We start from the raw sequence: 23,053 nt of genomic DNA, 5'->3' as shown, positions 1-23,053 counted from the left end.
GTGATTAGTTACTCTTGTTTTGCCCGTTTTTGTCTTGCAACTGCGACGGTACCAGAACCGTAGTCACGCGCTTGCCTTTATCGCTAAACGCCTGCATTTGCTGCTGTTGCACCAGGTAGGTGATGCGATCGCCCTTGACGTTGCTGTCGAGCTGTTCCAGGTAGGCGTTCCCGGTCAGGGTCACCAACTGAGACGCCACATCGTAACGTACCTTCTGAGCGTGGCCTTTCACCGGCTTGCCGCTGTCTTGCATCTGATAGAAGGTTACCGGGTTGCCGAAAGCTTCAATATAGGTTTTGTTCTGATCGCCGCCTGGGCGGGTGACCACGACTTTGTCTGCTTTGATATCGATGGTGCCTTGCTTGATCACCACGTTATCAGTAAAGGTGCTGACGTTGCTCTGCATGTCCAGAGACTGTTTCAGCGAGTCGATGCTCACCGGCTGATTGGAGTCGGACTTCAGCGCCCATGCGGGGGCGCTGGCGGCCAAAATCAAGCTGCCGATTAACAGATTACGGCTTGGTTTGTTGGTTTTGAATTTCATAGTTGGTCTTAACCTTATCAATCAGCTCAGCGGTCTTGGCCCGCAGGTTCCCACGCATTTTCATGCCGTTAGAGGTGAAGTTCGTCCCGTAGAGCGTCACTTCGTCATCCGAAGACACATCCTGGGTCACCAGGTTCACCTGAGCATTGTCTGTTTTAATTTTTTCCAGCTGCGACGTGGTGGTCAGGCTGTTCACCTCGACGTGGCCGTAAAGATACAGCATCCGGTCTTTAGTCAGTTTGGCGCGGTCGGCGCGAACTGACCAGGTGGCCACCGCGTTTTCATCAAACAGCGTCATCACCGGCTGGGTGAACCAGCTTAATTCATCGGCGGTATAGTACTTCACGTCTTCCGCCACCAGCTTGTAACTCAGCTTGCCGGTCGGATTGTACACTATGGTGACCGTATGCTGGCTCTGATAAGTCGGGTCCTGGCTGTTCACCGGTCCCGGAGCAGTATCATCACTGAAATCCGTCATGTTCCAGCCAATCAGCGCCAGTGCGATCACCGCCAGCAGCACGGTGATCCAAAGTTTGGTTTTACTCATATCGATAGCCCTTTGGCGTCTTCCAGCTTGTTTTGAGCCAAAAGAATAATGTCGCACAGCTCACGTACCGCACCGCGGCCGCCGGCAATGCGGGTAACATAATGGGCCCGTGGCGTCAGCAGCGGGTGCGCATCTGCCACCGCGACCGCCAGGCCAACCTGCGCCATCACCGGCCAGTCGATCAGGTCATCGCCGATATAGGCGACCTGATCCGCCGTCAGCGACAGTGTATCCAACAGTTCGCGGAAGGCCAAAAGCTTATCGGATTGCCCCTGATAAAGGTGCGTGATGCCGAGCGTTTTAGCCCGGTCTTCCAATAGCTTGGCGGAGCGACCGGTAATGATCGCCACTTCGATATCCGAGGTTTTCAGGCAGCGGATGCCGTAACCGTCGCGTACGTTGAACGCTTTTAATTCTTCGCCATTGTTGCCCATGAAAATCAGGCCGTCTGACAGCACGCCATCGACATCACAAATCAGCAGGCGGATTTTGCCGGCACGCGCCATGACATCTTGCTCTACAGGCCCGTAGCAGGTTTCAACCAGACTCATTGAGTTCTCTTCCATAGTTAAACGACGCCGGCGCGCAGCATGTCATGCATATGTACCACACCCAGCAATTGGTCGCCATCGGCAACCAGCAACGCGGTGATATGGCGCTGCTGCATAAGGTTCAGCGCGTCGACCGCCAGCAGGTTCGGGCGTACCCGCACGCCGCCGAGCGTCATGACATCGACGATCCGCGCTTCGTTGAGATTGATGCCCATATCGAAAATCCGGCGCAGGTCACCGTCGGTGAAGATACCGGCGATTTTCATCAAATCATCGCAGATAACCGTCATGCCCAGATTTTTGCGGGTAATTTCCAGTAGCGCGTCGCGCAGCGATGCATCGGCGCTGACGTGAGGAATTTCATCGCCGCTGTGCATGATGTCGCAGACGCGCAGCAACAGGCGGCGACCCAGTGCGCCCCCGGGGTGCGATAACGCAAAATCTTCCGGCGTGAAACCGCGAGCTTTTAACAGTGCGACGGCCAACGCATCCCCCATCACCAGCGTAGCGGTGGTGCTGGTGGTCGGCGCCAGGCCGAGTGGGCAAGCTTCCTGTGGCACCTTGATGCACAGGTGAATATCCGCCGCTTTGCCCATCGAACTTTCCGGGTTGCTGGTCATGCAGATCAGCGGGATGCGTTGACGCTTCAAGACCGGGATCAGCGCCTGTATTTCGTTGGACTCACCCGAATTGGAAATGGCGAGCACAATATCCTGTGCGGTGACCATGCCGAGATCGCCATGGCTGGCCTCGGCCGGGTGAACAAAGAACGACGGCGTTCCGGTGCTGGCGAAGGTGGCGGCAATCTTGCAGCCGATGTGCCCGGATTTACCCATGCCCATCACCACCACTTTGCCGCTGCATTCGGCGATCAACTCGCAGGCGCGGGTAAAGTCTGCATTGATGTATTGATCGAGCTGGGCCAGCCCGTCACGCTCAATCTGCAGCACTTCTTTGCCTGCCTGCTGAAAATCAAAGCCCGGTTGCAACTGAATGTTCGACATGCTCATTCCCATCGGTCATACCCGTCATCTCTCAAGTTACAGCGCCGTTACCACTCATCCCGGTGACTTACCTGAGTAAGCACCTGGGGATGAGAGAGTTTGCCGTCTGGCTGCAACTTGAAAGCTAGAGGCTATAGCTAAATGAATTGAAAGGGTTAAAAAACAGCACCGCAAGGTACGCAATAAAACCACATAATAACAGAGCGCCGGCCAGATGGCCGATGCGATGTTTGCGCCCGATGCACAGGGCGCTGAGCACAATGCTGACCGCCAGCATGACCCAGTAATCGCGATGGAAGGCGGCGCCATCGACGGTCCCCGGAGACAGCAGGGCGGGCACGCCCAGCACGATCACCGTGTTGAAAATGTTGGAGCCGATGATATTGCCAATTGCCATATCATCTTCGCCCTTGAGTGCCCCGGCGATGGACGTCGCCAACTCCGGCAGGCTGGTGCCGATGGCGATGACGGTCAGGCCGACCACCAACTCACTCATACCGAAATAGTGCGCGATGACCGTGGCGTTATCGACCACCATTTTGGAAGACAGCGGCAGAATGATAAATGCCAGCACCAGCCACAGTATCGCGACGGTGTTGCTGCTGTCCTGCGGCAGTTCGGCGATTTGCTCCACGGTCAGGCTGTCGCTGCCTTCGCGCTGCGCCAACCGGGCAATTTTCAACATCAACAGAATAAATACCGCGGCGGCAGCCAACAGCAGCACGCCATCCAGCCGGCTCAGCGTGCCGTCCATCAGCACGAAACCGCACAATACTGTGACCGCCAACATCAGCGGCAGTTCGCGCCGCAAAACTTCGGATCGCGCCGCCAGCGGGTGTATCAGCGCGGCAACGCCGAGGATCAGTAAAATATTCGTGATGTTGGAACCTAGTACGTTCCCCACGGCCATATCTATTTGCCCGTTCAGTGCCGCAGTGGTCGACACGAACAGCTCCGGCAGTGAAGTGCCTATGCCGACGATGGTCATACCGATAATCAGCGGTGGCACGCCGAGTGAACGGGAAATTACCGCAGCACCGTAAACTAAGCGGTCTGCACCATATACCAGTAAAAATAAACCAACGATTAATAAAGCTATCGCGAGAAACATGCAGGGTCCTTTGTTGGGTATCATCCCGGTTCGTTGGTTAAAAGCCGTAATTCGGCTATCTTGCTTTGCCCTCCGTTGCGCAGGTTAAAACCGCAGCAACGGGTTTTCCCGGCTAATATATGAACACTTTCGTTTTTTTTCGTTATGGCGCCAATTTTGACCGGGTGGCGGGTAAAAGTAAAACCTATGGCACCATTGGTAGCGAAATGGCGGTAAGTTTTTGTAAAGATGAGACGCATTGCGCCCGTTGCTTTAACATCGTGGGTAGATTTGGCAAAAATGACCCGTGAAGGATCAATTAACATGCACCAGAAGGCAGAGAATCTGGTCGAAGTTCGCGACATGACGTTCACGCGCGGCGATCGACTGATATTCGAAGATATCAACCTGACGGTTCCCCGTGGCAAGGTCACGGCGATCATGGGGCCGTCCGGCATTGGCAAAACGACGCTGCTGCGTTTGATTGGCGGTCAACTGGCACCGGACAGCGGTGAAATCTGGTTTGATGGCGATAACATTCCCGCGTTGTCTCGCCATCAACTGTATGAAGCGCGCAAGAAAATGAGCATGCTGTTTCAGTCTGGTGCGCTGTTCACCGATCTGACGGTGTTCGAAAACGTGGCGTACCCGCTGCGCGAACATAGCCGTTTGCCGGAGCCCATTCTGCGCAGCACGGTGATGATGAAGCTGGAAGCGGTTGGACTGCGTGGCGCAGCCGATCTGATGCCCAATGAATTGTCCGGCGGTATGGCGCGCCGTGCCGCACTGGCGCGAGCGATTGCGCTCGATCCGGAGATGATCATGTTCGACGAACCTTTCGTCGGCCAGGATCCCATCACCATGGGCGTGCTGGTGAAGCTGATCGATGAGCTGAATCATGCACTGGGCATTACCTGCATCGTGGTTTCGCACGACGTGCCGGAAGTGCTGAGCATCGCCGACTACGCTTACATTGTGGCCGATCATCGGGTGATAGCCGAAGGCACGGCGCAGCAATTACAGAACAATCCTGATGCACGCGTGCGCCAGTTCCTGGATGGTATTGCCGATGGGCCGGTACCCTTCCGTTATCCGGCCGGTGATTATCAGGCCGAGCTGTTAGGTTTAGGGAGTAAATAAGCTGATGTTATTTCAGGCGTTAGCGTCGTTAGGACGCCGTGGCATCAACACCAGCGCCAGCTTTGGGCGTGCTGGGTTGATGCTGTTCAACGCGCTGGTCGGGCGGCCTGAGCCGCGCAGGCAGTGGCCACTGTTGCTCAAGCAGTTGCACAGCGTGGGCGTGCAGTCGCTGCTGATCATCGTGGTTTCCGGGTTGTTTATCGGTATGGTGCTGGGGCTCCAGGGTTATCTGGTACTCACCACTTACAGCGCAGAAGCCAGCCTGGGCATGATGGTGGCGTTATCGCTGCTGCGTGAGCTGGGCCCGGTGGTCACCGCGTTGCTGTTTGCCGGGCGTGCCGGCTCGGCATTGACGGCCGAAATTGGCCTGATGAAGGCAACGGAACAAATTTCCAGCCTGGAAATGATGGCCGTCGATCCGCTGCGGCGTATCGTTGCGCCGCGCTTCTGGGCCGGTTTGATCAGCATGCCCTTGCTGACGATGATTTTTGTCGCTATCGGTATCTGGGGCGGCTCGGTGGTGGGCGTAGACTGGAAGGGCATTGACAGTGGCTTCTTCTGGTCGGCCATGCAGGGCGCCGTTGAGTGGAAAAAAGACTTGCTCAACTGCCTGATCAAGAGCGTGGTATTTGCCATCACCGTGACCTGGATTGCCATCTTCAACGGGTATGATGCCGTACCCACCTCTGAAGGGATAAGCCGGGCAACGACCCGTACCGTGGTACATTCGTCACTGGCGGTGTTGGGATTGGATTTCGTGCTGACAGCACTGATGTTTGGGAATTGATTCGATGCAAACGAAGAAGAGTGAAATCTGGGTTGGGGCATTTATGCTGATTGCGCTGTGCGCCATCGTGTTTTTGTGCCTGCAAGTGGCGAACATTAAGTCGATCGGTAACGAGCCAACATACCGCATCTACGCGACCTTCGATAATATCGGTGGTTTGAAAGCGCGTTCCCCGGTGAAAATCGGCGGTGTGATGATTGGTCGAGTGGCTGATATTACGCTCGATCCTAAAACCTATACGCCGCGCGTAGCCCTGGATATCCAGGAAAAATACGACCAGATCCCGGACACCAGCTCACTGGCGATCCGTACCTCCGGCCTGTTGGGGGAGCAATATCTGGCGCTGAACGTCGGTTTTGAAGATCCGGATATGGGCACGGCCATCTTGAAAGATGGCGGCACGATTCAGGACACCAAATCAGCCATGGTTCTGGAAGATCTGATCGGCCAGTTCCTGTATAAGAGCGGCGGTCAGGATGATGCTGCCAAAACGGGAGACGCGGCTGCTCAGCCGGCTGCCGGTGCAGCTCCACAAGCCGCTGCCCCTATTCATTAAGAGAGGAAACCTGCATGTTTAAACGTTTACTTATGGTTGCCCTGCTGGTGGTCGCACCGCTGGCGAATGCGGTCGATCAGACCAATCCTTACAGCCTGATGCAAGACGCGGCTGAGAAGACCTTCACCCGTCTGAAAACCGAACAGCCGAAGATCAAGCAGGACCCTAACTACCTGCGTTCCGTGGTGCATCAGGAGCTGATGCCGTTTGTGCAGGTCAAATACGCCGGTGCGCTGGTGCTGGGCCGTTTTTACAAAGAAGCGACGCCGGCGCAGCGTGAAGCCTACTTCACCGCATTCCAGGCCTACCTGGAACAGGCTTACGGCCAGGCGCTGGCGATGTACCACGGCCAGACTTATCAGATTGAGCCAGAGAAGCCGCTGGGCGACGCCAGCATTGTGGCGATCCGCGTGACCATCATCGACAACGGCGGTCGTCCGCCGGTGCGTCTGGACTTCCAGTGGCGCAAAAACACCAAAACCGGCCACTGGCAGGCTTATGACATGATCGCCGAAGGCGTCAGCATGATCACCACCAAGCAGAACGAGTGGGCTTCTACGCTGCGTACCCAGGGGATCGACGGCCTGACCAAGCAGCTGCAGGCGGCGGCGGCTCAGCCGATTACTCTGGATCAGAAAAACTGATGTCAGCTGCACTCAGCTTTGAATCGCAGCAACAGACCCTGATCCTGCGCGGTGCGTTGGATCGGGAAACCCTGTTGCCGCTGTGGGAACAGCGGGAAACGTTGCTGGCGGATAAAACCGCTATCGACGTTACGCAACTGCAGCGGGTGGACTCGTCCGGGTTGGCACTGCTGGTGCATCTGCGCGAACAGCAACGCCAGCATGGCGTTGAATTAAAAATTTCTGGCGCCGGCGATCGCTTGAAAACGCTGATCGCACTGTACAATCTGCAAGCAATAATGCCTGTCGATACCGCTGGTTAGCCCGATTTTCGACTGGATGAAGACGTTTTCTCCCCAGAAAGCCCCTGTTGTACAGGGGCTTTTTCTTTAGTTTAAGAAAACGTCGTATTCCACTAAGATATCAGGCTGATTATGATCCTTTTGATACAGAACTGGATACTATGGAAAATAGCGAGATTAAAGATGTGCTGATGCGCGCATTGGCACTGGAAGAAGCACATGTTACCGGCGACGGCAGCCATTTTCAGGTGATCGTGGTCGGTGAGCTGTTTGCCGCCATGAGCCGCGTCAAGAAACAACAGGCGGTCTATGCGCCGTTGATGGAATACATTGCGGACAACCGTATTCACGCCTTGTCGATTAAGGCGTACACCCCTGAAGAGTGGCAGCGAGATCGCAAACTCAACGGATTTTAAGGCTGTTTGCCCAGCGGGGCGGGCAGCGTCAGTTTAGATAACAGAGAGTAGTCAAATGGATAAATTTCGTGTGCAGGGCCGGACCCGCCTCAGCGGTGAAGTGGCTATTTCCGGGGCTAAAAACGCCGCCCTGCCGATCCTGTTCGCCGCATTGTTAGCGGAAGAGCCGGTCGAGTTGCAGAATGTCCCGAAGCTGAAGGACATCGACACCACCATTAAGCTACTCAGCCAATTAGGCACCAAGATTGAACGCAACGGTTCCGTATTCGTTGACGCCAGCGGCGTGAACGAATTCTGTGCACCCTACGATCTGGTGAAAACCATGCGCGCCTCTATCTGGGCGTTGGGGCCGTTGGTTGCCCGTTTCGGCCGTGGTCAGGTTTCCCTGCCGGGCGGCTGCGCCATCGGTGCGCGTCCGGTCGATCTGCATATTACCGGTCTGGAACAGCTCGGTGCAGAGATCAAACTGGAAGAAGGCTATGTTAAAGCTTCCGTCGATGGCCGCCTGAAGGGCGCACACATCGTTATGGACAAGGTCAGCGTTGGCGCTACCGTGACCATCATGAGTGCTGCCACCCTGGCGACCGGTACCACCGTGATTGAGAATGCTGCGCGTGAACCGGAAATTGTCGATACGGCCAACTTCCTCAACACGCTCGGCGCAAAAATCACCGGTGCCGGCAGTGACCGCATCACTATCGAAGGGGTTGATCGTCTGGGTGGCGGTGTTTATCGCGTTCTGCCGGATCGCATCGAGACCGGTACCTTCCTGATCGCTGCAGCCGTTTCCGGTGGCAAGGTGATGTGCCGTGATACCCGTCCTGATACGCTGGATGCCGTGTTGGCCAAGCTGCGCGAAGCCGGTGCGGATATCGAAGTGGGTGAAGACTGGATCAGTCTGGATATGCATGGCAAACGCCCTAAAGCGGTGACCGTGCGTACTGCGCCACACCCGGGGTTCCCGACCGATATGCAGGCTCAGTTCAGCCTGCTGAACCTGGTTGCGGAAGGCACCGGTGTGATCACCGAAACCATCTTTGAAAACCGCTTCATGCATGTGCCTGAGCTGATCCGTATGGGTGCACACGCTGAGATCGAGAGCAACACCGTGATTTGCCACGGCGTTGAGCAACTGTCAGGGGCTCAGGTGATGGCGACCGATCTGCGTGCTTCTGCCAGCCTGGTATTGGCCGGTTGCATCGCCGATGGCGTGACCGTCGTCGATCGTATCTATCACATCGACCGCGGTTATGAGCGTATCGAAGACAAGCTGCGCGCGCTGGGTGCTAATATCGAGCGTGTGAAAGGCGAGTAATTTGTTTGACGCCGGGGCCTGGCGCCGGCGTAGTCAATGCAGTATTGAGGGCTCGGCATTGCCGGGCCTTTTTAATTGTTATCTTCCGGGAATTCGCCCACCGTCATCTTCAGCGTGATGCGTTTGCCTTCGCGCAGGACCACCACTGGAATTTCTGTACCCGGTCGGATTTCTGCTACCTGGTCCATGGTTTCCAGCACCGATACCGCAGGCTTGTTGTCCACGTTAATGATCACGTCGTTAATATGGAAACCGGCGTTGCCTGCCGGCCCGCCCTGAGTAATTTCAGTCACGATAATGCCCTGCAGGCGATCGATGCCGGAATTGGACGAGCGCAACGGAATAATCTCTTTGCCCTGAATGCCGAAATAACCCCGAATGACGCGACCGTCGCGGATCAGTTTGTCCATAATCTTGGTGGCCAGCTCGATGGGAATGGCGAAACCCAGGCCTTCCGGCGTTTCACCGTCGGTGATTTTGTCGTAGGTCAGGGTATTGATACCGATTAATTCGCCGAGGGAGTTGACCAAAGCACCGCCGGAGTTGCCGCGGTTAATCGAGGCATCGGTCTGCAGGAAGGTCTGACGTCCGGTGGTGCTCATACTGATACGGCCGGTGGCGCTGAGGATCCCCTGAGTCACGGTCTGGCCTAGGTTGTAAGGGTTGCCAATCGCCAGCACGACGTCACCGACGTGCGCGGTGCGTGCGGTATTAATTGGGATCACCGGCAGGTTGCCCTGATCTATTTTCAGGACTGCCAGATCGGTCAGGCTGTCAGAGCCGACCAGCAGCGCCTCATAGCGGCGGCCGTCCTGGACGACCACGGTAATTTGTTGCGCATCCTTGATCACGTGTCGATTGGTCAGGATATAGCCACGTTCATTCATGATCACGCCTGACCCCAGCAACAGCACGTTGGCGGTGCCGTTCATATTGCGGTTGTAGATATTGACTACGGCAGGCGCGGCACGTCGTACCGCCTTATTGTAACTGACGGGTGTTTCATCAAGGGTACTATCATGTTTTTCTGCGAACAAAGCATTGGAAGAACGTAGCACGGGTAAAGCAACCAGCAGCAGGCCGGCAACGATTAGACCAATAACGACGGAACGCAAGAGCTTAGCAAACATGGAGTTTTAGTACGTAAGATGAAAGATACCGGGAGGATAACATGAGAATACCGAGCGCAGTATGTCACCGCGCCCGGTTTTTAAACAAATATACGATCAGCGCAACAGCAGATAAATGGTTTCGCTGCCACGCACGATGTTCAGCGCCATGACCGGTGGTTTGGCTTCAAGCACCTTGCGCAACGCCGTGATGTTCTCAATTCGCTGGCGGTTGACGCCGATGATCACATCGTCTTTCTGCAGCCCGATTTGTGCCGCCGCAGAGCCTTTATCCACTTTATCGATCTTCACGCCTTTTTCACCGCTTGGGATCGCCCCGTTGCTGAGTGAAACCCCCTGCAGAGCTGGGGAGAGCGTTTCGGCATTGGTTGAGGCGCTTTCGCTGTTATCCAGCGTAACGGAAACTTCCTGCGGTTTGCCGTCGCGCAGCAGACCGACCTTGATGGTTTTGCCCGGCGCAGTGGTGCCGACCTTGGCGCGCAGCTCGGCGAAACTGCTGACAGGCTTGCCGTCCACCGAAACCAGGATATCGCCGGCCTTGATGCCCGCCTTGGCAGCGGCGGATTTCGGCAGCACTTCGCTGACGAACGCGCCGCGTTGCGCGTCGGTATTAAAGGCCTTGGCCATATCGGCGGTCATTTCACTGCCTTTAATGCCCAGTAGCCCGCGTTTCACTTCGCCAAACTCGATCAACTGCTGGCTGAGGTTCTGCGCCATGTTGCTCGGAATGGCAAAACCGATACCGACGTTGCCACCGCTTGGCGCCAAAATGGCGGTGTTGATACCGATCAGCTCACCGTTAAGGTTAACCAGCGCGCCACCGGAGTTACCGCGGTTGATGGATGCATCGGTCTGAATAAAGTTTTCCAACCCTTCCAGGTTCAGCCCGCTGCGGCCCAACGCGGAAATAATGCCGGAAGTGGCAGTTTGGCCAAGGCCAAACGGGTTGCCGACGGCCACGGCGAAATCGCCGACCCGCAGTTTATCGGAGTCCGCCATTTTTATAGCGGTCAGGTTTTTCACGTCGTTGAGCTGCAGCAGGGCGATATCGGACTGTTCGTCACGGCCTACCAGCTTGGCGTCCACTTCACGGCCATCGTTCAACTGTACGCTGATTTTATCGGCGTTGTTGATCACGTGGTTGTTGGTCAGCACATAGCCCTTGGCGGCGTCGATGATGACGCCGGAACCCAAGCCTTCAAACGGGCGTGAGCTTTGCTGTTGCCCAGGGCCGCCAGGGCCAAAGAAGCGTCTGAACTCCTCCGGAACTTGCTGGCGTTGTACCTGGGTTCCTTCAACATGCACGCTGACCACTGCGGGCAAGACCTTCTCCAGCATCGGCGCCAGGCTTGGCAGCGGTTGCCCTTGAACGGCGACGGGCATCGCGGCGGTGGCAGCCGGTACGGAGGTCAGTGTGAGGCCAATACTCATTGCCAATGCACTAAGAATTAACGACTTTTTCTTCATTGATAATAGCTCTCTCAATACCTGCCGGTGGAATAGTGATGATAAAGCAGCAGCAATACCATAGTGAAGGGTAAGACCGTGAATTTGCGTGAAAAGTTCACTCAAACGTCTGCGTTAAGGATAGCTCAGCGTGGGGGAAGAAGTATGAGGAGGATCAAAAACCCGTGGGACTGGCCCACGGGCGAAGAACGGCGTTTAGTCGCGACGTGGACGTTCGCCACGCAGCAGGCCTGATGCGCCTTCGGAGTAGTCGCGCGGCATTTCTACCGGCGCCTGGTCGTTATCCGCTTCGGCTTCGGTCAGGCGATAGCGGAACGGATTTTCCTGCATCGGCAGATCCGGCAGCAGGTTGTTGGAGCTTTTCGCCATATGCTGATACAGCTGGCGATAATCGCGTGCCATGTTGTCCAGCAGCTCGGCGCTGCGGGCAAAATGACCGACCAACTCCTGACGATACTCTTCCAGCTCGGTTTTGCTCTTATCCAACTCGTTCTGCAAAACTTGTTGTTGACGTAATTTACGGTTACCAAAACGCATCGCTACCGCACCAATGACGATACCGACCACCAAACCAATCAGCGCATACTCCCAGGTCATGATGACTCCTATTTTGACTTCGTTGTTCCGCAGGGATTTTTCACTTAATAATATCCACTATAACCGTTAACCTTGTCCGAGTGGAATCCTGATGAGCTTTGACCTGATTTTTACAGGGTTTTCAGCGCCGCTCAGAGTGGGCATTTGTGGCGATATGAGGGCTAACCAGCCGTAATATGTCGCGAAAATGGGCTAAATAATTTCTAAGCGTTCTTAGGGAACATCGAACAGATGCAGGCACAATCACCGTTATCACGCTACCAGCGGCTGCTTGCTGCGGGGGAATACCAGGCCGATGAGGTTCAACGCCAGGCCGTCACTCAACTGGATCATATCTATCAGGCCTTGCAGCAAATACCGGCCGTCAGTGCACCTGCCGGCGGTCTGCGCGGCAAGCTGAGCCGTTTGCTGGGCAAAAGCAGCGAAACGGTAAAACAGCGGCCGGTGCAGGGCTTATATATGTGGGGCGGGGTCGGGCGTGGCAAAACCTGGCTGATGGATATGTTTTTCCACAGCCTACCGGGTGACCGCAAGCTACGGCTGCATTTCCACCGCTTCATGCTGCGGGTGCATGAAGAGCTGACCGAATTGCAGGGGCAGGAAAATCCGCTGGAAATCATCGCTGATGGTTTCAAGGCGCAAACCGACGTGCTGTGTTTCGACGAGTTCTTTGTTTCCGATATCACCGACGCCATGCTGCTGGCGACGCTGTTGCAGGCGCTGTTTGCCCGTGGCATCACGCTGGTCGCCACCTCCAATATTCCGCCGGACGATCTGTATCGCAACGGTCTGCAGCGCGCGCGCTTCCTGCCGGCGATCGACCTGATTAACGAGTATTGCGATGTGATGAACGTTGACGCCGGCATTGATTATCGTCTGCGCACCCTGACTCAGGCGCACCTGTATCTGACGCCGCTGGATGAACAAACCCGGCAGACCATGGATCAGATGTTCGTGAAACTGGCCGGCAAGAAAGGCGAGGCGGCACCGGTATTGCAGATCAATCACCGGCCGCTGCAGGTTATCCACGCGGTAGACGGCGTGCTGGCCGTTGATTTTCATACCTTGTGCGAGGAAGCACGCAGCCAGCTCGATTACATCGCCTTATCGCGCCTCTACCACAGCGTTATCCTGTATAATGTGCGCGTGATGGGGCCGTTGAAGGAAAATACCGCACGCCGCTTCCTGGCGTTGGTGGATGAATTTTACGAGCGCCACGTCAAGTTGGTGATCGCTGCCGAAGCCTCGATGTTCGAGATTTACCAGGGCGAGCGGCTGAAGTTTGAGTACCAGCGCTGCCTGTCGCGGCTGCAGGAGATGCAAAGCGAGGAGTATCTCAAGTTGCCGCATCTGCCTTGATTGCCCGGGGGCGCCACCGCCGGTGTCCCCGATTTTCCGCTGCTGGCGATTAATTGCGTTTCCATTCAAAAAGCGTTCGATCTTTGTGAGCGACTTCTCTATAATCTTGCGACCCCACGTTACAACAAAGTTTTTTTTCCCAAAAACTTTATAGTGCCGGCAATGGCTATTCGAAGGGGTAGGTTTGCTGGACTTGTATGGTCGTGTGAGCCTCAACTGTTTTCGAGCGTTTGGGTGTTCACCAACGTGTAACTAATTATTGGGTAAGCTTTCTAATGAAAACTTTTACAGCTAAACCAGAGAGCGTTCAACGCGACTGGTACGTTGTTGATGCAGATGGTAAAACTTTAGGCCGTCTCGCTACTGAACTGGCTCGTCGTCTGCGCGGCAAGCATAAAGCGGAATACACCCCGCACGTTGATACCGGTGACTACATCATCGTTCTGAACGCAGAAAAAGTTGCTGTAACCGGCAACAAGCGTACAGACAAGGTGTATTACCACCACACCGGCCACATCGGTGGTATCAAGCAAGCGACCTTTGAAGAGATGATTGCCCGCCGTCCTGAGCGCGTGATTGAAATCGCGGTTAAAGGCATGCTGCCAAAGGGTCCGTTGGGTCGTGCAATGTTCCGTAAACTGAAAGTTTACGCGGGCAACGAGCACACTCATGCGGCACAGCAACCGCAAGTTCTTGACATCTAATCGGGATTATAGGCAATGGCTGAAAATCAATACTACGGCACTGGTCGCCGCAAAAGCTCCGCCGCTCGCGTTTTCATCAAGCCGGGCAGTGGTAACATCGTAATTAACCAGCGCAGCCTGGAACAGTACTTCGGTCGCGAAACTGCCCGCATGGTAGTTCGTCAACCGCTGGAACTGACTGACATGGTTGGTAAATTTGACCTGTACATCACCGTTAAAGGTGGTGGTATCTCTGGTCAAGCTGGTGCTATCCGTCACGGTATCACCCGTGCACTGATGGAGTACGACGAGACTCTGCGTGCAGAATTGCGTAAAGCTGGCTTCGTCACTCGTGACGCCCGTCAGGTTGAACGTAAGAAAGTCGGTCTGCGTAAAGCACGTCGCCGTCCGCAGTTCTCCAAGCGTTAATTTTTTACTGCTTCGGCAGTGGAATTTACGCAAAAAACCCGGTGCTTCACCGGGTTTTTTTATGCCTGAAAATCACGTTGCTGCTACTAAAATCTTTGGTATATCAGACAATTCAATACGAATTCGCCGCACAGCCCCCACAAAACAAGCAAAATCTGGTAAACTATCATCCACTTTTGCGCCTGTTCGCCATGCAGCAGTTATCAGTTTACCTCCGAGGCCGGTTTTTATGACCTAAGGTTTAGCTGCGAGTTGCTGGCCTGCGGTCAAGATCATTCAGGATAGCAGCCTGTCAGTGGGCTATTCGCAGTATTTTCTAGATAACTTGGAGGTTTTCATGGCTGTCGCTGCCAACAAACGTTCGGTAATGACGCTGTTCTCTGGCCCGACCGACATTTTTAGCCATCAAGTACGTATCGTACTGGCGGAGAAAGGTGTCAGCGTCGAGATTGAGCAGGTTGAGTTGGATAACCTGCCGCAGGATCTGATTGACCTCAACCCGTACCAGACGGTGCCTACGCTGGTCGATCGCGAACTGACCCTGTATGAATCCCGTATCATCATGGAATACCTTGATGAGCGCTTCCCGCACCCGCCGTTGATGCCGGTTTATCCGGTCGCGCGCGGCGAGAGCCGCCTGATGATGCTGCGTATCGAGAAAAACTGGTATTCGCTGATGTACAAAATCGAGCAGAGCAACGGCCAGGAAGCTGAATCAGCTCGCCGTCAACTGCGCGAAGAGCTGCTGGCGATTGCCCCTATCTTTGGTCAGACGCCGTATTTCATGAGCGAAGAGTTCAGCCTGGTGGATTGCTACCTGGCGCCGCTGCTGTGGCGTTTGCCGCAGTTAGGCATTGAGCTGAGCGGTGCTGGCTCCAAAGAGCTGAAAGGCTACATGACCCGCGTGTTCGAACGCGATGCCTTCCTGGCCTCCCTGACCGAAGCCGAGCGCGAAATGCGCCTGCAGACTCGGGGCTAAGCGTCATGGATATGTCTCAGATGACACCACGCCGTCCGTACTTGCTGCGGGCGTTCTATGACTGGTTGCTGGACAATCAGCTAACACCGCATCTGGTGGTAGATGTGACGCGTCCTGATGTGCAAGTGCCGATGGAATTCGCCCGCGATGGACAGATTGTTCTGAACATTGCACCGCGTGCGGTGGGCAATCTGGAACTGGGCAACGACGAAGTGCATTTCAACGCACGTTTCGGCGGTGTGCCGCGTCAGGTTTCTGTGCCAATGGCAGCCGTGCTGGCGATCTATGCGCGTGAGAACGGTGCAGGCACCATGTTCGAACCGGAAGCCGCTTATGAAGCGGAAGGCGCGTTTGAAGGCCTGGACAATGAGACGATCCCATCGGAAAGCCTGATGTCGGTGATTGATGGCGATCGGCCGGATCTGAGTGAATATAACGATTCGGACGATGAACCGCCTCCGCCGCCACGTGGTGGCCGCCCGGCACTGCGCGTGGTGAAATAACCTCGCGGTAGTGAACACCAAAGGTCGCTTCGGCGACCTTTTTTATTGCCTGCGATCCAGCTTGGCTTAGCTTTTCAATGAGGCGATACAGGCGTCACGCGGTGCACTGAGATCGCCGATACGGACGGTGGTGAGTGCATGGGTGGCGCGCTGCTTGAACGTGGTGATAGCGGTATCACCTTGCACTTCCGGCGGCGCGGTACAGATATCGTTGATCGGTAAGTTATTGCCTTTGTCGAGGGCATGCAGCACCGCCGCGGGGTTATAGACCAACGCGGAAGACAGGGCTGACTTCACGCCGGCAGTAAATGAGGCGTTACCGCCATTGGCCAGTTTAGGGGCCAGCGCGATCCAGTTATCGTCACCCAGTTTGATGTTTTTTTCTACCGCGGCAAGCTGGCCTGCTTTAGCCAGTTGTGCGACCACCGACGCCGCACCGCGTGCCTCAATGTTATAACCCACTTCCTGAGAGTCGAGCGACATGGCCAGTGAATTGAAGCTGACAACCAGCAGTGCGCCAGTCAGTAAGGCAAAGGAGAATTTCATGGTTAGCTATCCTTATCAAGATATCAGACGCAGCAGCGCCCCTGAGTGATGCTAACTCAATACTATAGCGCGTTGGGCAAAAGGGGGTGTTACAAAGCGTGTGGGCTGCGGTGAAAAAACAAAGGCCCGGCAGTTTTGGCTGCGGGCCCTTGGGGGGAAGTCAGCGAAAAATTACACTTCCAGATAGCTCATGATGCCATCGGCGGCTTTACGTCCTTCGGCAATCGCCGTCACCACCAGGTCAGAACCGCGTACCGCATCGCCACCGGCGAAGATTTTCGGGTTGCTGGTCTGGAAGGCGTTATCGGTGCTTTCCGGTGCTACGATACGACCTTGCTTGTCGAGCTCGACGTCGTGGGCAGCCAGCCAGTCCATCTGGTGCGGACGGAAACCAAACGCCATGACCACGGCATCGGCATCGATAACGTGCTCGGAGCCTGGCACCTGTTCTGCAACCTGACGACCATTGGCATCTGGCGCGCCCAGCTGGGTACGAACCATTTTCACACCGGCGACGCGGCCGGCGCTGTTCAGTTCGATGCTCAGCGGCTGCAGGTTGAATTTGAAATCAACCCCTTCCTCACGCGCGTTTTTCACTTCACGCTTGGAGCCTGGCATGTTGGCTTCATCACGACGGTAGGCGCAGATAACCTCGGTGGCGCCCTGACGGATAGAGGTGCGTACGCAGTCCATCGCGGTATCACCGCCGCCCAGTACCACCACGCGCTTGCCTTCCATGCTGACATACGGTTCATGCTGCTCGGCTTGATAACCCATCAGCTGTTTGGTGTTGGCGATCAGGAACGGCAATGCGTCATAGACTCCCGGCGCGTCTTCATTCTCCAGACCACCACGCATCGACTGATAAGTACCGACGCCGAGGAACACCGCGTCAAACTCACTCAGCAGCGTTTCCATGGCGATGTCTTTGCCCACTTCAGTGTTGAGTTGGAATTCAATGCCCATCTCGCTGAAGATGCCACGGCGCTTCACCATCACTTCTTTTTCCAGCTTGAAGGCCGGAATACCGAAGGTCAGCAGGCCACCGATCTCGGGATGACGATCGTAAACCACCGCTTTCACGCCGTTGCGGGTCAGCACATCGGCACAGGCCAGACCGGCAGGACCGGCACCGATCACCGCCACCCGTTTGCCGGTAGGCAGTACATGGGACATGTCCGGCTTCCAGCCCATTTCGATCGCTTTGTCGCTGATATAGCGCTCGATGTTACCGATGGTCACCGCACCGAACTCATCGTTGAGAGTACAAGAGCCTTCACACAGGCGATCCTGTGGGCAAACGCGGCCGCAGACTTCCGGCAGGCTGTTGGTCTGGTGCGCCAGATCCGCCGCCTCCATGATGCGACCTTCATTCGCCAGCTTCAGCCAGTTCGGGATGTAGTTGTGAACCGGGCATTTCCATTCGCAATAAGGGTTACCGCAAGACAGGCAGCGGTCCGCCTGCGCTTTCGCCTGAGTTTCCGAAAACGGCTCGTAAATCTCTACAAACTCAATTTTACGGATCTTCAGCGGTTTCTTTGGCGGATCAACGCGCTGCAGGTCGATAAATTGATAAACATTCTGACTCATTTAATGACCTCTTACTGCGCCTGAACCCGCAGCTCGGCTGCGGAACGACTACGGTGACCCAACAATGCTTTGACATCACTGGACTTCGGCTTGACCAGAGCAAACTTCGGTGCCCATTCCGGCCAGTTGGCCAGGACCTCTTCCGCACGCGAAGAACCGGTCGCCTGCACGTGCTCGGTAATCAATCCGCGCAGGTGCTCTTCATGAATTGCCAGTTGGTCGACATCCAACACTTCCACCAGTTCTGGGTTCACACGTTTACGGAACTCGCCGTCTTCATCCAGCACGTAGGCGAAGCCGCCGGTCATGCCCGCACCAAAGTTGATGCCGGTTTTACCCAGCACGCAGACGATGCCGCCGGTCATGTATTCACAACCGTTGTCGCCGATGCCTTCTACCACGGTGATGGCACCGGAGTTACGTACGGCGAAGCGTTCACCCGCACGGCCCGCAGCGAACAGCTTGCCGCCGGTAGCGCCGTACAGGCAGGTGTTGCCGATAATGCTGGCTTCATGACTGCGGAACGCGGAGCCAATCGGTGGACGCACGGCGATACGGCCCCCGGCCATGCCTTTGCCAACGTAGTCGTTGGCGTCGCCGGTCAGGGTCAGTTCTACGCCGCCCGCATTCCATACGCCGAAGCTCTGGCCGGCGGTACCGGAGAAGTAGGCCTTGATCGGATCGGCCGCCATGCCCTGGTCACCGTGCACGGTAGCGATGGCTCCGGACAGGGTAGCGCCCACTGAACGGTCGGTGTTGCGGATATCGAAGTAGAAGGCTTTGCTGCTTTTCGCTTCAATATGCGGTTCCGCCTGTGCCAGCAGATCCTTGTTCATCAACCCTTGGTCGAACGGCGGGTTGCTGCTTTCGGTGCAATGCAGCGCCTTGCCCGGATGCGGCGTGGCGGTTTTCAGCAACGGCGACAGATCCAGCTTGTTCTGCTTGGCGGAGATACCGTCCAGTTCGGTCAGGAAATCGGTACGACCAATCAGATCCACCAGTTGGCTAACCCCTAACTGCGCCATGATCTCGCGGGTTTCGCGCGCGATAAACTGGAAGTAGTTGGTCACGCGTTCCGGCAGGCCGTGGTAATGATCGCGGCGCAGTTTTTCATCCTGAGTTGCCACGCCGGTAGCGCAGTTGTTCAGGTGACAGATACGCAAGTACTTACAACCCAGCGCCACCATTGGACCGGTGCCGAAGCCGAAGCTTTCCGCACCCAAAATTGCCGCTTTCACGATATCCACACCGGTTTTCAGGCCACCATCCACCTGCAGGCGGATTTTATGGCGCAGGCCGTTGGCCACCAACGCTTGCTGGGTTTCCACCAGGCCCAATTCCCACGGACAGCCGGCGTATTTCACTGAAGACAGCGGGCTGGCGCCGGTGCCGCCGTCGTAGCCGGCGATGGTGATCAGATCGGCATAGGCTTTCGCCACGCCGGTGGCGATGGTGCCCACGCCCGGTTCGGAAACCAGCTTCACCGAGATCATGGCCTTCGGGTTGACCTGTTTCAGGTCGAAAATCAGCTGTGCCAGATCTTCAATCGAGTAGATGTCGTGGTGCGGTGGCGGCGAAATCAGCGTCACGCCCGGTACCGAATAACGCAGCTTGGCGATATAAGGGGTAACCTTATCCCCCGGCAACTGGCCGCCTTCACCCGGCTTGGCTCCTTGCGCCACTTTAATTTGGATCACATCGGCATTCACCAGGTAAGCCGGCGTCACGCCGAAACGGCCGGATGCCACCTGCTTGATGCGCGACACTTTGTTGGTGCCGTAACGGGCCGGATCTTCACCGCCTTCGCCGGAGTTGGAGAAACCGCCGAGGCTGTTCATGGCGATCGCCAACGACTCGTGCGCTTCCGGGCTCAGGGCACCGATGGACATTGCTGCGGTATCGAAACGTTTGAACAGCGATTCAGCAGGTTCAACCTGATCAACCGGAATTGGCGTGCCCTTCGGCGTGATGGCCAACAGGTCGCGCAGCATGGCCACCGGGCGCTCGTTCACCAGCTTGGCGTAAGCCTGATAGTCGCTGTATTTGCCGCTGTGCACTGCCGTTTGCAACGTGCTCACCACGTCAGGGTTGTACGCATGGTACTCGCCGTCGTGGACGAACTTCAGCAGGCCGCCCTGTTCCAGCGGTTTACGTTTCAACCACGCACGCTTGGACAGGTTCTGCAGATCCTGTTGGATGTCGCTAAAGCTGGCGCCGCCGATGCGGCTGACCACGCCCTGGAAACACAAATCGGACAGATCGCGGTGCAGGCCGACGGCTTCGAACAGTTTAGCGCAGCGGTAAGAGGCGATAGTAGAGATGCCCATTTTGGACATGATCTTGTACAAGCCTTTATTGATGCCGTTACGGTAGTTCAGCATCACTTCACGGTATTTCTTGTCGATTGCCTGGGTATCTACCAATTTGGCCAGCGTTTCGTAAGCCAGGTAGGGGTAGACCGCCGTCGCGCCAAAGCCTAACAGCACGGCAAAATGGTGCGGGTCACGGGCACTGGCGGTTTCAACAATGATGTTGGCGTCGCAGCGCAGGCTTTTCTCGACCAGACGGGTCTGGATCGCACCAACGGCCATTGGCGCAGGCACCGGCAGGCGTTGGGGGGTGATGGCGCGGTCTGACAGCACCAGCAGCACGGCGCCGTCGCGGACTTTACGTTCCGCTTCGTCGCACAGCGAACGGATGGTCTGCTCCAGATCCTGCTCCGCCGGATCAAAGGTCAGATCGAGCGTGTCGGCCCGATAGTATTCGCCTTCCAGCGTAGTGAGCTGTTTGAAGTCGGAATACAGCAGGATCGGCGATTTAAAGCTTAAACGGTGCGCCTGGCCTTCGGCCTCGCAAAACACGTTCATTTCGCGGCCGATGCTGGTGGCCAGCGACATGACGTGCGCTTCGCGCAGCGGATCGATAGGCGGGTTGGTCACCTGCGCGAACTGCTGACGGAAATAGTCATAGATGATGCGTGGGCGGCTGGACAGCACGGCAAACGGGGTATCGTCACCCATTGAGCCGGTAGCTTCCTGGCCAATCTCGCCCAGTACGCGGATCACCTGATCCAGTTCTTCGCTGCTGTAGCCGAACTGTTTCTGGTAAGTCTCGAGCTGCGAATCGTCAAGCTCACGACTGCCGACCTGATCGGCCGGCAGGTCTTCGAACGGCACCAGCCGCTTGACGTTCTTTTCCATCCACTCTTTATACGGGTGGCGGCTTTTCAGATCGTCGTCGGTTTCGGCAGAGTGCAGGATCTTGCCGCTACGGGTATCGATCACCATCAGCTCGCCAGGGCCCACGCGGCCTTTCTCGACCACTTCATCCGGCTGGTAATCCCAGATGCCGACTTCAGAGGCACAGGTAATCAGCTTGTCTTTGGTGATGACGTAGCGTGCCGGACGCAGACCGTTACGGTCCAGGTTACAGGCGGCGTAGCGGCCGTCGGACATCACGATACCGGCAGGGCCGTCCCACGGCTCCATGTGCATCGAGTTGAAGTCGAAGAAGGCGCGCAGATCGGTGTCCATATCCGGGTTGTTCTGCCAGGCTGGCGGAACCAGCAGGCGCATGGCGCGGATCAGGTCCATACCGCCTGCCAGCAACAGCTCCAGCATGTTATCCAGCGAGCTGGAGTCGGAACCGGTTTCGTTAACGAAAGGCGCTGCCGTTTGCAGATCCGGGATCAGCGGCGTCTGGAATTTATAAGTACGTGCGCGCGCCCATTGGCGGTTGCCGGTGATGGTGTTGATTTCGCCGTTGTGCGCCAGGTAGCGGAACGGCTGCGCCAGCGGCCAGCGTGGCACGGTGTTGGTGGAAAAACGCTGATGGAACAGGCAGATGGCCGATTCCAGACGCAGGTCCGCCAAATCAAGATAGAAACGAGGCAGATCCGCAGGCATGCACAGGCCTTTATAGATCGTCACCAGATTCGAGAAGCTGCATACATAGAAGCTGTCGTCCTGGACGCGCTTCTCGATACGGCGGCGCGCGATAAACAGGCGGCGTTCCATATCGCGTGGGCGCCAACCGGCCGGGGCGTTAACGAAAATCTGTTCAATACGCGGCAGGGAGGAGAGGGCAATTTCACCCAAAACGTCCGGGTTGGTCGGCACTTCACGCCAGCCAACAACCGACAGCGTTTCGTTCTGCAGCTCTTCTTCTACAATGCGGCGGCTGGCACGGGCTTCCTCTTCGTTCTGGCTGAGGAACATCATGCCAACGGCGTAGTTCTTGGCTAAGCGCCAGCTGCGCTCTTCCGCCACCATGCGGAAAAAGCGGTCGGGCTTTTGTAATAACAGGCCGCAACCGTCGCCAGTCTTGCCGTCAGCAAGGATTGCGCCACGGTGCTGCATGCGGGCCAGTGCGTGAATCGCGGTACGCACGACCTTATGGCTAGGTTCGCCTTCTATGTGGGCGATCAGGCCGAAACCACAGTTGTCCCGCTCTTGGGATTTATCGTACAACATATCAGTGAACCTCCCCAGGCTCTGCGTGACTCTCACAACCGACTCACGAGCGGGCTTCTCAACGTCAGGCAGAAGTCCAATCAGCAAGCTGAATATCGCCGATCTGCTTTTCCGCCCTCCGTCAATGGCCTCTCGTGATGGTGCTCACAAGTGGTAAATGACTTGTTTTAAGAGGGAGTCTTAAATTACTGCATAAATATGACGAGACGTTTGCCCGTCCAGAAAGCTTCCAGCGGACTTCCAACTTAGCGAGAAAGAATACGCAGGTCAAATATAGGCCTAAGGGGGTTTTTTAATGAAATAACTGTATTTAATTATTTGATATTAATTGTTTTTTGGCGTTTTTTAAGCTTGCATGGGGGAGTGTCGTCACCCGAAGAAATGTGAGCTGTCTCACTATAGTGCAACGCCTGAATCTCTGCA

At 56.0% G+C, this 23,053-nt stretch carries 24 protein-coding genes; 12 read left to right on the top strand and 12 right to left on the bottom strand.

Going from position 1 to position 23,053, the window contains the following annotated elements:
- Positions 1-4: 4 nt before the first annotated feature.
- From lptA to H0S68_RS21815, 6 genes are all read right to left on the bottom strand, one after another.
- On the bottom strand, positions 5-544 hold the full coding sequence (lptA, locus tag H0S68_RS21840) for a lipopolysaccharide ABC transporter substrate-binding protein LptA (RefSeq protein ID WP_020831865.1): 540 nt from the start codon (positions 542-544) through the stop codon (positions 5-7).
- Complete coding sequence (gene lptC / locus H0S68_RS21835) at positions 513-1,091, bottom strand: LPS export ABC transporter periplasmic protein LptC (protein WP_115060611.1); 579 nt, start codon at positions 1,089-1,091, stop codon at positions 513-515. Before lptC ends, lptA begins: the two co-directional genes overlap by 32 nt.
- Positions 1,088-1,642 carry a 3-deoxy-manno-octulosonate-8-phosphatase KdsC gene (kdsC, locus tag H0S68_RS21830; RefSeq protein ID WP_122080298.1) on the bottom strand — a complete coding sequence of 185 codons (555 nt, stop codon included), beginning with the start codon at positions 1,640-1,642 and terminating at the stop codon, positions 1,088-1,090. The genes lptC and kdsC overlap by 4 nt, the downstream gene beginning before the upstream one ends.
- Positions 1,643-1,659: 17 nt before the next feature.
- Complete coding sequence (gene kdsD / locus H0S68_RS21825) at positions 1,660-2,646, bottom strand: arabinose-5-phosphate isomerase KdsD (RefSeq protein WP_142816309.1); 987 nt, start codon at positions 2,644-2,646, stop codon at positions 1,660-1,662.
- Positions 2,647-2,770: 124 nt separating this feature from the next.
- Entirely contained in the window at positions 2,771-3,757 is a 987-nt protein-coding gene (locus H0S68_RS21820) for a calcium/sodium antiporter (RefSeq protein ID WP_122080297.1), read from the bottom strand.
- 20 nt (positions 3,758-3,777) lie between these two features.
- A complete protein-coding gene (locus H0S68_RS21815) occupies positions 3,778-4,062 on the bottom strand; it encodes a hypothetical protein (RefSeq protein WP_153263146.1) in 285 nt (94 codons plus the stop codon).
- Between H0S68_RS21815 and mlaF the strand changes: the two genes are divergently transcribed.
- The 7 genes from mlaF (at position 4,061) to murA (ending at position 8,875) form a co-directional block, all read left to right on the top strand.
- Positions 4,061-4,876: a phospholipid ABC transporter ATP-binding protein MlaF gene (gene mlaF / locus H0S68_RS21810; RefSeq protein ID WP_020831858.1), complete on the top strand. Its 816-nt coding sequence runs from the start codon at positions 4,061-4,063 to the stop codon at positions 4,874-4,876. The genes H0S68_RS21815 and mlaF overlap by 2 nt on opposite strands.
- Positions 4,877-4,880: 4 nt before the next feature.
- Positions 4,881-5,663, top strand: a complete 783-nt coding sequence (gene mlaE / locus H0S68_RS21805; RefSeq protein ID WP_046372552.1) for a lipid asymmetry maintenance ABC transporter permease subunit MlaE — start codon at positions 4,881-4,883, stop codon at positions 5,661-5,663.
- A 4-nt stretch (positions 5,664-5,667) separates the two neighbouring features.
- Positions 5,668-6,219, top strand: a complete 552-nt coding sequence (gene mlaD / locus H0S68_RS21800) for an outer membrane lipid asymmetry maintenance protein MlaD (protein ID WP_130017014.1) — start codon at positions 5,668-5,670, stop codon at positions 6,217-6,219.
- A gap of 14 nt (positions 6,220-6,233) precedes the next feature.
- A complete protein-coding gene (mlaC, locus tag H0S68_RS21795; protein ID WP_044553666.1) occupies positions 6,234-6,863 on the top strand; it encodes a phospholipid-binding protein MlaC in 630 nt (209 codons plus the stop codon).
- Complete coding sequence (gene mlaB / locus H0S68_RS21790) at positions 6,863-7,165, top strand: lipid asymmetry maintenance protein MlaB (protein ID WP_044553664.1); 303 nt, start codon at positions 6,863-6,865, stop codon at positions 7,163-7,165. The genes mlaC and mlaB overlap by 1 nt, the downstream gene beginning before the upstream one ends.
- Before the next feature lie 140 nt (positions 7,166-7,305).
- The gene (ibaG, locus tag H0S68_RS21785; RefSeq protein WP_020831850.1) at positions 7,306-7,560 is read left to right on the top strand and encodes a BolA family iron metabolism protein IbaG; all 255 of its coding nucleotides are present in this window, start codon (positions 7,306-7,308) and stop codon (positions 7,558-7,560) included.
- A 55-nt stretch (positions 7,561-7,615) separates the two neighbouring features.
- Entirely contained in the window at positions 7,616-8,875 is a 1,260-nt protein-coding gene (gene murA, locus H0S68_RS21780; RefSeq protein ID WP_130017013.1) for a UDP-N-acetylglucosamine 1-carboxyvinyltransferase, read from the top strand.
- 71 nt (positions 8,876-8,946) lie between these two features.
- Here the strand turns inward: murA and degS are convergent, their stop codons facing one another.
- The 3 genes from degS to zapG all read right to left on the bottom strand — a co-directional run bounded on the left by degS (position 8,947) and on the right by zapG (position 12,069).
- On the bottom strand, positions 8,947-10,005 hold the full coding sequence (gene degS / locus H0S68_RS21775; protein WP_122080296.1) for an outer membrane-stress sensor serine endopeptidase DegS: 1,059 nt from the start codon (positions 10,003-10,005) through the stop codon (positions 8,947-8,949).
- Between the two features lie 96 nt (positions 10,006-10,101).
- On the bottom strand, positions 10,102-11,472 hold the full coding sequence (gene degQ / locus H0S68_RS21770; protein WP_128864528.1) for a serine endoprotease DegQ: 1,371 nt from the start codon (positions 11,470-11,472) through the stop codon (positions 10,102-10,104).
- Positions 11,473-11,667: 195 nt separating this feature from the next.
- A complete protein-coding gene (gene zapG, locus H0S68_RS21765) occupies positions 11,668-12,069 on the bottom strand; it encodes a Z-ring associated protein ZapG (protein ID WP_020831844.1) in 402 nt (133 codons plus the stop codon).
- A 231-nt stretch (positions 12,070-12,300) separates the two neighbouring features.
- Here zapG and zapE point away from each other — a divergent pair, with 231 nt between their 5' ends.
- The 5 genes from zapE (at position 12,301) to sspB (ending at position 16,022) form a co-directional block, all read left to right on the top strand.
- On the top strand, positions 12,301-13,428 hold the full coding sequence (zapE, locus tag H0S68_RS21760) for a cell division protein ZapE (protein WP_174574816.1): 1,128 nt from the start codon (positions 12,301-12,303) through the stop codon (positions 13,426-13,428).
- 275 nt (positions 13,429-13,703) lie between these two features.
- Entirely contained in the window at positions 13,704-14,132 is a 429-nt protein-coding gene (gene rplM / locus H0S68_RS21755) for a 50S ribosomal protein L13 (RefSeq protein WP_020831840.1), read from the top strand.
- Positions 14,133-14,147: 15 nt separating this feature from the next.
- A complete protein-coding gene (gene rpsI / locus H0S68_RS21750) occupies positions 14,148-14,540 on the top strand; it encodes a 30S ribosomal protein S9 (protein WP_020831838.1) in 393 nt (130 codons plus the stop codon).
- A gap of 337 nt (positions 14,541-14,877) precedes the next feature.
- Entirely contained in the window at positions 14,878-15,519 is a 642-nt protein-coding gene (sspA, locus tag H0S68_RS21745) for a stringent starvation protein SspA (RefSeq protein ID WP_012147043.1), read from the top strand.
- A 5-nt stretch (positions 15,520-15,524) separates the two neighbouring features.
- Positions 15,525-16,022, top strand: coding sequence for a ClpXP protease specificity-enhancing factor (sspB, locus tag H0S68_RS21740; protein WP_201895979.1), 498 nt, complete (start codon positions 15,525-15,527; stop codon positions 16,020-16,022).
- 66 nt (positions 16,023-16,088) lie between these two features.
- Here the strand turns inward: sspB and H0S68_RS21735 are convergent, their stop codons facing one another.
- The 3 genes from H0S68_RS21735 to gltB all read right to left on the bottom strand — a co-directional run bounded on the left by H0S68_RS21735 (position 16,089) and on the right by gltB (position 22,630).
- Entirely contained in the window at positions 16,089-16,568 is a 480-nt protein-coding gene (locus H0S68_RS21735) for a hypothetical protein (RefSeq protein ID WP_020831834.1), read from the bottom strand.
- 171 nt (positions 16,569-16,739) lie between these two features.
- A complete protein-coding gene (locus H0S68_RS21730; protein WP_044553650.1) occupies positions 16,740-18,158 on the bottom strand; it encodes a glutamate synthase small subunit in 1,419 nt (472 codons plus the stop codon).
- Between the two features lie 11 nt (positions 18,159-18,169).
- A complete protein-coding gene (gltB, locus tag H0S68_RS21725; RefSeq protein ID WP_176984406.1) occupies positions 18,170-22,630 on the bottom strand; it encodes a glutamate synthase large subunit in 4,461 nt (1,486 codons plus the stop codon).
- Between the last annotated feature and the right edge of the window lie 423 nt (positions 22,631-23,053).

The sequence above is a fragment of the Serratia sp. AXJ-M genome (assembly GCF_046531865.1).
GTDB classification, from domain to species: domain Bacteria; phylum Pseudomonadota; class Gammaproteobacteria; order Enterobacterales; family Enterobacteriaceae; genus Serratia; species Serratia liquefaciens.
The sequence above is the reverse complement of the archived record's forward strand: the minus strand, read 5'-3'. Positions and strand labels throughout refer to the sequence as shown.